The sequence below is a fragment of the Pseudomonas sp. NPDC089407 genome (assembly GCF_044900445.1).
In the GTDB taxonomy this organism is placed as follows: domain Bacteria; phylum Pseudomonadota; class Gammaproteobacteria; order Pseudomonadales; family Pseudomonadaceae; genus Aquipseudomonas.
This window is the reverse complement of record NZ_JBJDNB010000042.1, coordinates 1-13601: the sequence shown is the minus strand read 5'-3', so window position 1 is coordinate 13601 and position 13601 is coordinate 1. Positions and strand designations below refer to the sequence as shown.

General features: G+C 62.4%; 10 protein-coding genes and 2 pseudogenes. 3 read left to right on the top strand and 9 right to left on the bottom strand.

Going from position 1 to position 13601, the window contains the following annotated elements:
- Positions 1–83: 83 nt before the first annotated feature.
- The 3 genes and pseudogenes from ACI2KG_RS25360 to ACI2KG_RS25350 all read right to left on the bottom strand — a co-directional run.
- Positions 84–1112 (bottom strand): annotated as a pseudogene (locus ACI2KG_RS25360) (cache domain-containing protein); the annotation flags it as partial.
- A 251-nt stretch (positions 1113–1363) separates the two neighbouring features.
- Positions 1364–1666: a cell division protein ZapA gene (locus tag ACI2KG_RS25355; protein WP_201206634.1), complete on the bottom strand. Its 303-nt coding sequence runs from the start codon at positions 1664–1666 to the stop codon at positions 1364–1366.
- On the bottom strand, positions 1663–1893 hold the full coding sequence (locus tag ACI2KG_RS25350; RefSeq protein WP_012270115.1) for a hypothetical protein: 231 nt from the start codon (positions 1891–1893) through the stop codon (positions 1663–1665). The genes ACI2KG_RS25355 and ACI2KG_RS25350 overlap by 4 nt, the downstream gene beginning before the upstream one ends.
- A 278-nt stretch (positions 1894–2171) precedes the next feature.
- On the opposite strand from ACI2KG_RS25350, the gene ACI2KG_RS25345 reads away from it, so the two are divergent.
- Complete coding sequence (locus ACI2KG_RS25345; RefSeq protein WP_404663731.1) at positions 2172–3797, top strand: methyl-accepting chemotaxis protein; 1626 nt, start codon at positions 2172–2174, stop codon at positions 3795–3797.
- A 145-nt stretch (positions 3798–3942) separates the two neighbouring features.
- On the opposite strand, the gene gbcB is transcribed toward ACI2KG_RS25345, so the two are convergent.
- A complete protein-coding gene (gene gbcB, locus ACI2KG_RS25340; RefSeq protein ID WP_404663730.1) occupies positions 3943–5043 on the bottom strand; it encodes a glycine-betaine demethylase subunit GbcB in 1101 nt (366 codons plus the stop codon).
- A gap of 295 nt (positions 5044–5338) precedes the next feature.
- On the opposite strand from gbcB, the gene gbcA reads away from it, so the two are divergent.
- A complete protein-coding gene (gene gbcA, locus ACI2KG_RS25335) occupies positions 5339–6631 on the top strand; it encodes a glycine-betaine demethylase subunit GbcA (RefSeq protein WP_404663729.1) in 1293 nt (430 codons plus the stop codon).
- Between the two features lie 49 nt (positions 6632–6680).
- On the opposite strand, the gene ACI2KG_RS25330 is transcribed toward gbcA, so the two are convergent.
- Positions 6681–7427 carry an RHS repeat-associated core domain-containing protein gene (locus tag ACI2KG_RS25330; RefSeq protein ID WP_404663728.1) on the bottom strand — a complete coding sequence of 249 codons (747 nt, stop codon included), beginning with the start codon at positions 7425–7427 and terminating at the stop codon, positions 6681–6683.
- Between the two features lie 626 nt (positions 7428–8053).
- Between ACI2KG_RS25330 and ACI2KG_RS25325 the strand changes: the two genes are divergently transcribed.
- Positions 8054–8239, top strand: coding sequence for a cold-shock protein (locus tag ACI2KG_RS25325; protein ID WP_404663727.1), 186 nt, complete (start codon positions 8054–8056; stop codon positions 8237–8239).
- Between the two features lie 150 nt (positions 8240–8389).
- Here ACI2KG_RS25325 and ACI2KG_RS25320 read toward each other — a convergent pair whose 3' ends face one another.
- The 4 genes and pseudogenes from ACI2KG_RS25320 to dgcA form a co-directional block, all read right to left on the bottom strand.
- On the bottom strand, positions 8390–9160 hold the full coding sequence (locus tag ACI2KG_RS25320) for an electron transfer flavoprotein subunit beta (protein ID WP_404663726.1): 771 nt from the start codon (positions 9158–9160) through the stop codon (positions 8390–8392).
- Between the two features lie 10 nt (positions 9161–9170).
- Positions 9171–10403: an electron transfer flavoprotein subunit alpha/FixB family protein gene (locus ACI2KG_RS25315; RefSeq protein WP_404663725.1), complete on the bottom strand. Its 1233-nt coding sequence runs from the start codon at positions 10401–10403 to the stop codon at positions 9171–9173.
- Entirely contained in the window at positions 10403–12355 is a 1953-nt protein-coding gene (gene dgcB, locus ACI2KG_RS25310) for a dimethylglycine demethylation protein DgcB (protein ID WP_404663724.1), read from the bottom strand. Before dgcB ends, ACI2KG_RS25315 begins: the two co-directional genes overlap by 1 nt.
- Before the next feature lie 206 nt (positions 12356–12561).
- Positions 12562–13601 (bottom strand): annotated as a pseudogene (gene dgcA, locus ACI2KG_RS25305) (dimethylglycine demethylation protein DgcA); the annotation flags it as partial.

Below are 13601 nucleotides of genomic sequence, written 5' to 3'. Positions count from 1 at the left end.
TGGGTCACCTGTTCCACGGCCAGGTGCAGCCGCTCGGAGGTTTGCAGTACCTCGCCAATCAGTCGGCGCTGGCTGTCGAGGAAGCGGTTGAAACCACGGGCCAGGTCGCCCAGTTCATCCTGGCGCGAATCATCCAGGCGATGGCTGAGGTCGCCAGCACCGCTGCCAATCTGCACCAATGCAGCGGTAACGCGGCGGATCGGCCGCACCAGGCCACGCGCCAGCAGCACCACCAGCAGCAACGACAGCAAAGCCACGGCGCCACCAATCAGGCTGGTCAGCCCCACGGTCTGGCGCATCTGCGCGTATATTTCCGCCTCTGGCACCTCGGCCACCAAGGTCCAGTTGAGGTCGCGCAGCGGCAGGCCAAGCGCCAGGTAGGTTTCCCCATCACGGCTGAAACGGCCGTTACGCAAGCCTTCGCCACCGCTCATCACGGCCTTGGCTGCAGCCGCACCGAGCTGTTCGCCGAGCTGGCGCTTGCCGCTGAAGGCTGAATCCGGGTGCACCTGGATCAGGCCATCGTTACGCACCAGGAACACCTTGCCGTGCTCGCCGAAGCTGAAGTCGTGGATCAGGCTGGACAGCTCGGTCATGCGCAGCCCCATGCCGGCCACACCGACCAGCTTGCCTTCCTTCTCGACGCGGTAGTCGATGAACAGCGCCAGCTCACCGGTAGCACCGTCGATGTCGATATTGATCAGGCGCTCGGCGCCGCTGTCGACGTAGCCGTAGAACCAGTTGTCCTTGGGGTTGCTGCGGCTAAGGGTGCGGTCCAAGCCGTTTTCATTGTAGTAATGGCCGGTCTCGGTCGAGGCGAACAGGGTAGTAAAGGCGTGGTTACGCTGCTTGGCGGCGGTCAGGTATTCAAGAAATTGTGGGGCTTGGGCAGGGTCTTCACCCGCGGCTAGCCAGTCGCGCAGCAAGGTGTTGCCGGCAATGTCGGCAGCAGCCGTTATGGGCTGGCCAAGCATGCGCTCGATGTCGTTGCGGATGGCTTCGATGCTGGCTGGCAGGGCGGTGTCGACCAGATAGCGCTCGGTGAGGCGATTGAGCGCCACGGTGAAGATGATGACCACAACCAGGATGCTCGCCAGCAAGGCCGCACCCATGCTGATGATCATTTGCCACTGGATGCTCTTGCGCCAGATACCCATGCCCTACTCCCCCGCAACATTATTGTTTTGCGAGAAGTGTATACACTTGCGTATCCAGTTAATCCAGTGACCTGGAACAATGATTTTGGCCTTTGGGGCTGCTTTGCAGCCCATCGCGACACAAGGCCGCTCCTACAGGAGATCGCGTTCCCTTGTAGGAGCGGCCTGGTGTCGCGAAAGGGGCGCGAAGCGCCCCCGGCTATCGATCAGGACTCTGCAATGGTCCGAACGATTGCATCCACCGTGGCGTCGATCTGCGCCTGGGTGCGCGCCAGCGTCTGCTGGTGTTCTTTCTGCAGTTCAACCTGCCTGGAGCAAAGGTTGAGGGCAGCCAGCACCAGCAGCTTGTCACCGATCAGGGTCGGGTACTGACGCTTGGTTTCGTTCAGGGCAGTGTTGAGCATGCGTACAGCCTGGGCCAAGGTTTCTTCCTGGCCTTCGGGCGCCTTGATCGAATAGTCGATGCCGAGAATCGACACGACATTGATCGGCTGCTCTGGCAGTCTCATGCGCCGACAACGCCCGCGCTGGCACGCTCAACCAGGGCCTGGATGCGTGCTGCGGTAGCGCCGTTCTTCTCTTCCTGCTCCATCAGTGACAGCTGCAGGGTTTCGTTCTCTTCTTTGGCCTGGGCCAGTTCCTGACCGAGGGCGGTGTTCTGTTCGGTAAGTTGAGCGTTTTTTTGCATCAGGTCGCTGACCAGTTGCTCGATTTGATTCAGGGAAGCTTCCAGCATGGGGTCTATCTCAGGTTGTTGCGAGGGGCGCACACGATAAAGAAAACTGCGGCCTATCGCCATTAAATATCGGATTCACGAAGTGTCGAACCCGCAGATTGACAGGGTAACCGCCACCTTGTTCCGACTTGGGTCAACCGCCGGTCAGGAAAAGGATAGCTACCTCACAATTCTCACCGTTCGCGCTCAAGACTGATCAGTCACGACCGATAGCCCGGCAAGTCCCATTTCGTCGCACTTTGCGCACGCTTTCTTTCCTTGCCTGGATCCCTTCCACCATGTCTTTACGCAACATGAATATCGCCCCGCGGGCCCTGCTGGGCTTCGCGCTGATCGGCCTGCTGATGCTCGGCCTCGGCATCTTTTCGCTCATACAGATGGGCAACATCCGCCAGGCCGGCGTGGTCATCGAGCAGGTCAGCGTGCCCAGTATCAAGATCCTCGACGAACTCACCGCGCTGAACCTGCGCATGCGCACCCTCTCCTACCGCCTGCTGCTTAACCGCGAAGCGGAAACCCAGCGCGACACCCTGAACCTGCTGGACCAGCGCAACGCCCAGATCGACCGCGCCCGCCAGGCCTACCTGCCGATGATCGGCGCCGCCGACGAGCAGGCCGCGTTCGACCAGTACGGCCAGTTACTCAACCAGTACCGCCAGCTGGAATCGCGCATGCGCAGCCTGAGCCAGGCCGACCGCGTCGATGAGCTGCGCGACCTGCTCAACCGCGACCTGCTGGCCAACTCCGAGCAAGTCAACAAGGTCATGGAAACCCTGGTACGCATCAACACCGACCAGACCCGCGCCACCAACGAAAAAGCCGCCAACCAGTACGCCGCCGCCTTCGCCCTGGTGATCGGCCTGCTGATCGCGGCAACCGTGCTGACCTTCGTCTGCGCGTTCCTGCTGACCCGCAGCATCGTCAAGCCGATCGAGGACGCGCTGAAGAGCGCCGAGCAGGTCGCTGACGGTGACCTGACTCACATCATCCGCGCCGAAGGCAGCGATGAAGCTGCCCGCCTGTTGCGCGCCATGGCCCGCATGCAGGACAAGCTGCGCGACACCCTGCAACAAATTGCCGGCTCTGCCACCCAATTGGCCTCAGCGGCGGAAGAGTTGAATGCCGTTACCGACGAAAGCGCCCGTGGCCTGCAACAGCAGAACAACGAAATCGAACAGGCCGCCACCGCCGTGACGGAAATGACCAGCGCCGTGGAAGAAGTGGCACGCAATGCCGTGAGCACGTCCGAAGCGTCCAGTGAAGCCAGCCGCTCGACCGGCGACGGCCGTGACCTGGTGATGGAGACCGTCGGTGCCATCGAGCGCATGAGCGGTGATGTGCAGGCTACCGCCAAGCTGATTACTCACCTGGCCGAGCAGTCGCGTGATATCGGCAAGGTGCTGGATGTAATCCGTGGCCTGGCTGACCAGACCAACCTGCTGGCATTGAACGCAGCAATCGAAGCGGCACGCGCCGGTGAAGCGGGCCGTGGTTTTGCCGTGGTGGCCGATGAAGTACGCGCGCTGGCGCACCGTACCCAGCAGTCGACCAGCGAGATCGAGCGCATGATCGGCAGCATTCAGGGCGGTACCGAAGAGGCCGTGGAGTCGATGCGCACCAGCACGGAGCGTGCCGAATCGACGCTGAATATCGCACGGGGTGCGGGGATGGCGCTGGATACCATTGCCGGGGCGGTGGCGCAGATCAACGAGCGCAACCTGGTGATCGCCAGCGCGGCGGAAGAGCAGGCGCAGGTGGCGCGGGAGGTGGACCGCAACCTGGTGAATATCAATGATTTGTCGGTGCAGAGTGCTACCGGGGCGCATCAGACCAGTGCGGCGAGTGCCGAACTGTCTCGCCTTGCAGTTGATTTGAATGGGTTGGTGGCGCGCTTTCGCACCTGACTTTAGATAGCCGGGGCCGCTTTGCGGCCCATCGCGACACAAGGCCGCTCCTACAGGGATATGCGTTTACCAGTGGGTACGCGCTCCCCTGTAGGAGCGGCCTTGCGTCGCGAAGGGCTGCGCAGCAGCCCCCTGCAATTTCGGATCAGTAATCGATCCGCACATCCCCTTTCGGCACGCTGCAGCACGACAGGATATAACCCTCGGCTTCGTCCTCTTCGGTAATGCCGCCGTTGTGCTCCATCTCCACTTCGCCGCCCAGCTTCAGCACCTTGCACGTGCCGCAAATACCCATGCCACAGGCTTTCGGGATCATCAGGCCCACCTTGGCCGCCGCCGCATGCACGGTCTCGCCCGGGGCGACGCGGATGCTCTTCTCACTGCCAATGAACTCCACCAGGTTGAGGTCGGAAACATCCAGCTCCGGCGCATCGGCGGCCTGCTCGGCGTGCTCCACCGCGTCGGCCTTGGCCTCTGGCGGCGTGGCCCCGAACGATTCCTCGTGGTAGTTCTTCATGTCGAAGCCGACCGCTTCGAGCATGCGCTTGACCGCAGTCATGTACGGCGTCGGGCCGCAGCAGAACACCGTACGCTCCATGTAGTCCGGCGCAATCAGCTCCATCAGCCGCTGGTTCAGGTAACCGCGGTAACCCGCCCACGGTTCGCCCAGGCCATGCTTCTCGCAAATGATGTGCAGGCTGAAGTTGGGGATGCGCGAAGCCATCTGTTCCAGCTCGCGGTGGTAGATGATGTCCTTCGGCGAACGGGCGCTGTGCACGAAGACCATGTCGACATTGGCGTTGGTGTCGTAGAACCAGCGCGCCATCGACATCACCGGGGTAATGCCGACGCCGCCTGACAGGTACAGCGTCTTGCCAGCCGGGAAGTCGATGGCATTGAACAGCCCCACCGGGCCGTGCACCGGCAACTCGGCGCCTTCGTGCATGGTGTCGTGCAGGAAGTTCGACACCAGGCCGCCTGGCACGCGCTTGACGGTGATCGAGAAGCTGTACGGCACCGACGGCGAACTGGAGATGGTGTAGGAGCGCATCACCGGCTTGCCTTCGATCTCCAGCTCCAGGGTAACGAACTGCCCTGGTTTGAAGAAGAACATGATCGGCTGGTCGGCCATGAAGCAGAAGGTGCGCACGTCCCAGGTCTCCTGGATGACCTTGACGCAGCGCACGATGTGGCGGCCGTTGGCCCAGGTCTGGGTAGTGACCGGATTGAGGAAGGTATCGGACATGTTCATCTCCAGCGGCCGACTATGGCCCTTTTTATGGCTTGGATAATGCGCAAGCTGAGGGCGACGTACATTCCTGCCAGCGACATCGGCGTGCTTATCGCGACCAGCCCCGCACGACAAGGGCTGGCGCGTCGTTATTCAAATCGGCCATGTCGTCCATGGATACGGTTCACGGCGCCTTCGGACGCACACTCCACGGCAAAACAACTAGCTGCTTTCTGACACGCAGCCTTGCGGCACCACAACAACGATTAGCCACCTTTTGCCGGCCGCACACGGCCCCGAGGAATACACGATGGACGTCACCGCAACCCTGAGCCTGGGCGATCCACTGGAACCTGCACGCAAGGCTACCGCCGAGATGCTGCAGACCCGCGAGCGCACCTACTCGTTGCCCCAGCCTTTCTACACCGACGAGCGTCTGTTCCAGATCGACATGCAGGAGATCTTCCAGAAAGAATGGTTGATCGCCGGCATGACTTGCGAAATTCCGGCGAAAGGCAACTACATCACCTTGCAGATCGGCAAGAACCCGATCCTGGTGGTGCGTGGCGCCGAAGGTAAAGTGCACGCCTTCCACAACGTCTGCCGCCACCGCGGTTCGCGCCTGTGTGTCAGCGACAAAGGCAAGGTGGCCAAGCTGGTCTGCCACTACCACCAGTGGACCTATGAACTGGACGGCCGCCTGCTGTTCGCCGGCACCGAAATGGGCGCCGACTTCGACATGAAGGAGTACGGCCTCAAGCCGGTGCACGTGAAGGTTGCCGGTGGTTACATTTTCATCAGCCTGGCGGAAAACCCGCCTGCCATCGACGAGTTCCTGGCCACCCTCGAGCATTACATGGAACCGTACGACATGGAGAACACCAAGGTGGCGGTGCACACCACCTTGATGGAAAAGGCCAACTGGAAACTGGTGCTGGAAAACAACCGCGAATGCTACCACTGCTCCGGTTCGCACCCGGAACTGCTGCAGACCCTGCTGGAATGGGACGACACCAACGACCCGCGCGCCAGCCAGGAATTCAAGGACCACGTGGCCAGGTCCGCTGCCGCCTGGGAAGCCGAGAAGATCCCGTACCTGCACAAGAGCCACGGCCTGCGTAACCGCATCGTGCGCATGCCGCTGCTCAAGGGCACCGTGTCGATGACCATGGACGGCAAGCAGGCCTGCCAGAAGCTGATGGGCCGCATCAAGAACCCGGACCTGGGCTCGATGCGCATCCTGCACCTGCCGCACTCGTGGAACCACTGCATGGGCGACCACATGATCGTGTTCACCGTGTGGCCGATCAGCGCGCAGGAAACCATGGTTACCACCAAATGGCTGGTGCACAAGGATGCCGTGGAAGGCGTGGATTACGACCCAGAGCGCATGCGCAAGGTGTGGGATGCCACCAACGACCAGGACCGTCGCCTGGCCGAAGAGAACCAGCGTGGGATCAACTCCACGGCTTACCAGCCTGGGCCTTACTCGAAGACTTACGAGTTTGGTGTGGTGAACTTCATTGACTGGTATAGCCAGCGGGTGTTGAACAACCTGGGGGCGGAGCCGGCGCCGTATCTGAAGGAAGTGCAGGCGCAATAATACCTACACACCTGCCATGCTTCGGCAGCAGGCCGAAGCATGGCGCGTTTTACACCGCTGTCTCTGGCCACTGTGCTCCTGTACGCACCTGATAAGCCATCGGTTGTATGGGATAGCGCCGTTCGGCAGACGACGTTGCCAACCCATAAAGCTCATAAGCTGACAGGGCCGTAGCAACTGAGGCCACCCCAAAATCAACCCAGGCCAACCCCTCGGCCGCCGGTGTGAACAGCCGTCCAGTAGCCGTGCCAATACTTACCGAGGCGCTGATGGCTCCAGCGGCCGAAAGCACCTTATCCTGCATAGTCCATGGTGCGACGGGCTGCTCTGCCGTGTTGAACGTGACAATCCCTGAGCGGCTTGCCGGGTAACCACTATTCAGGGCGAAGTCTCGCTCGATACGGTAGTTCCGGTACGCTTTCACGGCACTGATTGCCAGGTTGATCACCCCCGTGACGATGTTCCTGATGGGCGCCATGATGGCGGGGAAACGACCACTTGGGTCAATAAAGTTAACAGGGTCGCCTTGGCAGTAGGCGTAAGCATTGAGCCCCCCCTTGCCGAACGGGCTTAACGCGTCAGGACCGATGAACCGACCCAGACTCGGGCTGTAGACGCGGTGGCCGTTGCCCAACGGATAGCCACCCGTGAGCGGATCACGGTACTGACCGCAGAACGCCAACGCCGGCACAGCGGCAGCTGCTATGAACCCATAGGGTGAATAAGTATTCACGTCAAAGGGATTACCGCTCAAAAGCGGGCGCTGCTGATCTGTTCCGAACACAGGTCTGGCCATGACTTATCCACAATTAAATCGTTCGTGGATAGACTATCGAGAGCCTGCAAGTTTTGATACTGGCAAATATACCAGGCAAATCAATGATCATTTTTTGATCATATCGACCAAGGCAGCATCATTGCTGGGCTACAGCGAACTTCGTACACCTTGTCCACAGAGACACCAACAGAGTTTGTGAGCAACGTGCCAATTACCGCTGATTCGCTTGTGGATAAACGCCTCAAAACCCTGATTCTTATGGATCAGTGCGGGTTTAGGTGGGTTTGATCATTCTTTGATCAAAACCCTGTAAGCCTTTATTATCAAGGCTCACAGCCTCTACCAAACAGATTATCCACAGACCGGCTAACAGCGATTGTGGGTAACGCGTACCACGCTGATCTTCAAGGACTGCCAGCGGAGCGCGCCAAGCTCTGGTCATTATTTGATCAAATCTCTGCAAGCGGCGCAAATCAAGCTTCCCAGCCATGCGCCAACACTTTATCCACACCTTGGCGAACAGATTCCGTGGGCAATAATCTCGGTACCTGACATTTTTGCCAAAGCGGGCTTCGTGGTTGAGTTGCGGCCATCATTATGGCATTAGCGAGAGGTCACTTATGCACAGGCGCCTGACTGGCTCCGTGAAGTGGTTCCATGCAGTGCATGGTTTAGGGGTGATCAGGGCTGATGACGGTAGCGGGGACTACTTCGTGGCGCGCAATGCGATTTTGATGCTCGGCAGGGCAACGCTGCAGGAGGGGGAGCGGGTGGCCTTTGCGCCGGTGGTAGAAGGCCTGGTGATGTGGGCGTTCGATGTAGTTCGGTAATAACTGCTCTGTGTAGGAGCGGCCTTGCGTCGCGATGGGCCGCAACGCGGCCCCAGGATCTTGAACCTGTCGCAAGATTGCCGGGGCTGCTCTGCAGCCCATCGCGACGCAAGGCCGCTCCTACACTGGATCGCATGAAGACTGAACGCCTTAGCGCAGTACGCCCTCTTCCACCAGCAGCTTGAGGATGGCTTCGGCGCCTTCCTGTGGGGAAACGTCCTTCAGCACCTTGCCGCCACCGCCGCTGGCCTTGGCCGTTGCGGCCTTCATGCGGTCAGCACCGCTCTTGGCCTTGATCACCTTCAAGCGTTTGGGCCGCGGTCGCGCCGGTTGCAGCTCGGCCTCGGCCAGCAGCTCGTCATCGACAATCGCCACGTTACGTGCCGCCAATAACCCGCGGCGCGCTGGCCCGAAGGCGCTCTGTCGTGGCTTGGGCGCTGCGTTATCCACAGTCGCCAGCAATGGCAGGCGTACCTTCAGCCGACGCCGCTGGCCACGCGGCAAAGCCTGCAGCACCTGCGCCGTGCCGTTTTCGATCGACTCCACCTCGGCCAATCCGACAATCAACGGCCAGCCAAGCTTTTCCGCCAGCAGGAACGGCAACATGCCCGAACCCTCGCCCGTCTCGGCCTGGCTTCCGGTCAGCACCAACTGCGCCCCGGCATCGCGCAGGTAATCGCCTAGCACACCCAGCACATCGGCACCGGCCGGCTGCTCCAATACGTCCAGGTGGTCCAGGCCCATTCCCAGGTAGGCACGCAGCGCTTCTTCACCCGGGTCGCCGGCATGCACCACCTGCAAGTTATCCCCAGCCAGCTGCAAACCCAGCTCCACCGCGCGGGCATCCTGCTCGGCGCGGCGGGCGCGGCCGGAGCTTGGGTGGGCACCGATGGAAACCAGGCTGATCACTTTCGTACTCATGCTCGTGCCCTTATGCCGCGTCGCGCTGGCCGCCGCTGCGGTAGTTGTCCACAGCCTCGATCAGTGCCTTGAGAATCGCCGAACTGTCGCCAATCACCGACAGGTCAGCCCGCTTGATCATGTCGCAGCCCGGGTCCATGTTGATCGCCACCACCTTGTCGCAGGCGCCAATGCCCTGCAGGTGCTGGATCGCCCCCGAAATACCCACAGCCACGTAGACCCGTGCAGTGACCCAGGTCCCGGTGGCACCGACCTGGCGGTTACGCGGCATGAAGCCATCGTCCACCGCTACCCGCGAGGCGCCTTCGGTGGCGCCGAGGGCCGCAGTGGCCTGGTGGTAAAGATCCCAGTCCTTGACCCCGTTACCGCCCGAGACAATGAATTCGGCCTCGGCCATGGCGATGGTGGCCGGGTCGACCGCCACCGAGCCAAGGTCTTCGATACGCGTCAGGCTGCGCGCCACGCTTGTGGACAACTCCACCGGCAGCGCTTCATGACGGGTTTCACTGACCGGCTCGGCGCACTCGGCCGCCGCCAGGATCAAGCGTGGCACGGCGCGTTGCAGGTCTTGCTGGCCGGCACCGGCGCGGCCGATGCACTGGCCATCCTTGACCTGCCACACCCGCGTCGCCGGGCGCTCGCCCAGTGCTGCGCCCAGGCGCCGGCCCAGTTCGCCGCCACCGGTGCGGCTGTCGGGCAGCAGCCAGTGACGCGGGGCGAACTGGTTATCCACAGCGCGCAAGCCTTGAACAAGATGCTCCGGCGCATAGCCTTCGAACGCTTCGCCGTCGATGACCAACAGGCGGTCGACACCGGCTGTGGAAAAGTTGCTTTCCTTGTGCTCGCCAAACACTACCGCCAGCACCGCACCGTCGCTGCCGGCCAGGCTGTGGGCCAAGCCGAGCAAGTCGCGGTCGTGGCTGCTCAGGCGGCCGCCGACCATGTCCGGCACCACAGCAATGTAGAACGCCGGCGCCGACACCTGGTGCAGCGGCAGCTTGACCTCGGCCGCGGCCGTGCGCCGACCGCCGACACCGGTGCCCTGCTGGGCGCCGCTGCGGTCGATGCGCTTGATGCCGGCGGGGCCAATGAAGCCTGCAGCGATCGCATGTGGGTTCTTGCGGATGAGGCCGTTGGGCCCCATCCAGTTGGTCTGTTGCGTCTGCATGGCTGCATGCAGCGGGTGCAGACGGTTACGGGCGATCCACTCGGCGCGTGGGTCGCGGCGGATAATGTCGCTCATCAGTGCACCTCCGCAGGTTCACGTTTAGCCGTTTGCGGCTTTGGGACGGCAGGCGTGTCCTCTTCGATCAGCACGTCGGCCACCAGTTCGGCCAGGTCCTTGATCTGTGGGCGCGGTTCGACCACACCTTCGAGCATGGCGGTGCACTGTGGGCAACCCACGGCCACCAGCTCGGCCTCGGTCTCACGGATGTCGTCCATGCGCATGTCGGGGATACGCTGCTTGCCCGGGATGTCGGTGATCGGCGCGCCGCCACCACCGCCACAGCAACGGGAACGGAAGCCCGAACGCTGCATCTCGCGTACTTCGATACCCAGCGCCTTGAGCACTGCACGCGGGGCCTCGTACTCGCCGTTGTAACGGCCCAGGTAGCACGGGTCGTGGTAAGTGACGCTGCCGCCCTTGTGCTGCCCGAGGTTCAGCTTCTTCGCCGCAATCAGCTCGGCAATGTAGGTGCTGTGGTGCTGCACCTGGTAGTCGCCACCCAATGCGCCGTATTCGTTCTTCAGCACATGGAAGCTGTGCGGGTCGCAGGTGACGATGCGCTGGAATTTGTACTTGGCCAGGGTCTGGATATTGCGCTTGGCCAGTTGCTGGAAGGTCGCTTCATCACCCAGCCTGCGCGCCACGTCGCCGCTGTCGCGCTCTTCCAGGCCGAGCACGGCAAAGTCCACGCCCGAAGCCTTGAGCACTTTGACGAACGAGCGCAGGGTACGCTGGTTGCGCATGTCGAAGGCACCATCACCCACCCAGAACAGCACCTCGGTGCTTTTCACCTCCGACAGCAGTTGCAGGTTGAGGTCGGCAGCCCAGTTCATGCGCCCGCCAGGCGCGAAGCCGCCCGGGTTGTCGGTGGCGATCAGGTTGTCCAGCACCTCGGCGCCCTTGTTCGGGGTCGCGCCCTTTTCCAGGGTGAGGTGGCGGCGCATGTCGACGATGGCATCGACGTGCTCGATCATCATCGGGCATTCCTCGACGCAGGCACGGCAGGTGGTGCACGACCACAGCGTCTCGGCGTCGACCAGGCCATTGACGATCGGCTGGTGTGGGCTACCGCCGTGCTCGCCAATCGGCTTGCCAGGGTACGGGCTGCCGGCGAACTGGGCGTCGGTGCCACCGGCCAGGCCGATGACCATGTCCTGGATAAGTTTTTTCGGGTTCAGTGGCTGGCCGGCGGCAAACGCCGGGCACATCGCTTCACATTTACCGCACTGCACGCAGGCGTCGAAACCGAGCAGCTGGTTCCAGGTGAAGTCCACCGGTTTTTCCACGCCCAGCGGCGCGTTCGGGTCTTCCAGGTCCAGCGGCTTGAGGCCGGTGGAGCGGCCGCCGCCGAAGCGCTCGGCGCGGCGGTGCCAGGCCAGGTGCAAGGCACCGGCGAAGGCGTGTTTCATCGGCCCGCCCCAGGTCATGCCGAAGAACAGCTCCGACACGCCCCACAGCACGCCGAGGCCGAGTACCGCGACCATCACCCAGCCGCCGGTATTGGCCGGCAGGATGCCGGCGACCGGCAAGGTGGCGATGAAGAAGCTCACGGCAAATGCCAGCAGGCTCTTCGGCAGGCGCATCCATGGGCCCTTGGACAGGCGCGCAGGCGGGTTGAGGCGGCGTTTGAAGACGAAGATGGCGCCGGTAAACATGATGACCGTGGCCACCAGCAGCGCGTAGCCAAGGATCTTGCTCTGCAGGCCGAAGCCGTGCACCAGGATTGCCAGGGCAGCCGACAGCACGAAGCCGCCCGCCGTGGCCACGTGGGTCTTGGACATGTACTTGTCGCGCTCGACCACGTGGTGCAGGTCTTCCAGGTAACGGCGCGGCATGGCCAGCAGGCCGCCGATCAGGTTGACCTTGGAGACCCGGCCGCGACGCCACATGCGCACCCGGCGCAGGGCGCCGAGCACTGCCAGGCCAAGGGCAGCGAACAGCAGGATGGGTAAAAGGGTGTTCAACATGGGAGGCTCCCACAACAGCTGGATTCTTGCGCCACTCTCAAGCGCGGCGCGGACCCCTGTAGGAGCGGCCTTGTGTCGCGAAAGGGTCGCGAAGCGGCCCCAGCATTCTCAGCGCTGATGAATTGCTGGGGCCGCTTCGCAGCCCTTTCGCGACACAAGGCCGCTCCTACAGGGGGGCCAGTCCCGCCCCTAGAGAGGCGGTGCGATCAGAAGTCCTTGCACAGGCGCAAGGCGTCGTAGATCGCCGCATGCACGTTGCGCTGGGCCACGCAGTCGCCAATGCGGTACAGCAGGTAGCCTTCGCCCGGCTGGCTGAGGATCGGCTGTGGCTTGATGGCGAACAGCGCCTCCACGTCGATCTGGCCTTTGTTGCGCGAACCTTCCTTCAGCGCGTAGTACAGCTGCTCGTCAGGGCGCACGCCGTTCTCCACCACCACCTGGTCGACCACGCGCTCTTCCTTGGCGCCGGTGTATTCGTTCTCCAGCACCGCCACCAGCTTGTCGCCTTCGCGGTAGACCTTTTCCAGCATCATGTCGCCGGTCATGATCACTTCTTTCGGGTACATGCTGCGGTAGTAGGTAGGGAAGGTAGTACCGCCCATGGCCACGCCCGGCTTGATGTCGTCGGTGACGATTTCGACCTGGCTGCCCTTGTCGGCGATGAAGTCGGCCACCGACATGCCGGTGAATTCGCAGATGGTGTCGTACACCAGCACGTTCTTGCCCGGCGCAACCTTGCCGTCGAGCACGTCCCAGCTGCTGACCACCAGCCCTTCGGCGGCGCCCCAGTGCTCGTTCTGCTCAAGGAACGAATGGCCGCCCACCGCCAACACGATCACGTCCGGGCGCAGGTCCTGGATGGTAGCCACGTCAGCGGCAGTGCCCAGGCGCAGGTCGACCTTCAGGCGCGCCAACTCCAGCTGGTACCAACGGGTGATACCGGCAATCTGGTCGCGCTGCGGCGCCTTGGCGGCGATGGTGATCTGCCCACCAATCTGGTCCTTCTTCTCGAACAGGGTCACGTCGTGGCCGCGTTCGGCAGCCACGCGGGCCGCTTCCATGCCGGCGGGGCCGGCGCCTACCACTACCACCTTGCGTTTGACGCCCGTGGTCTTTTCGATGATGTGCGGCACGCCCATGTATTCACGGGAGGTCGCGGCGTTCTGGATGCACAGCACATCCAGGCCCTGGTACTGGCGGTCGATGCAGTAGTTGGCACCGACGCACTGCTTGATCTGGTCGATCT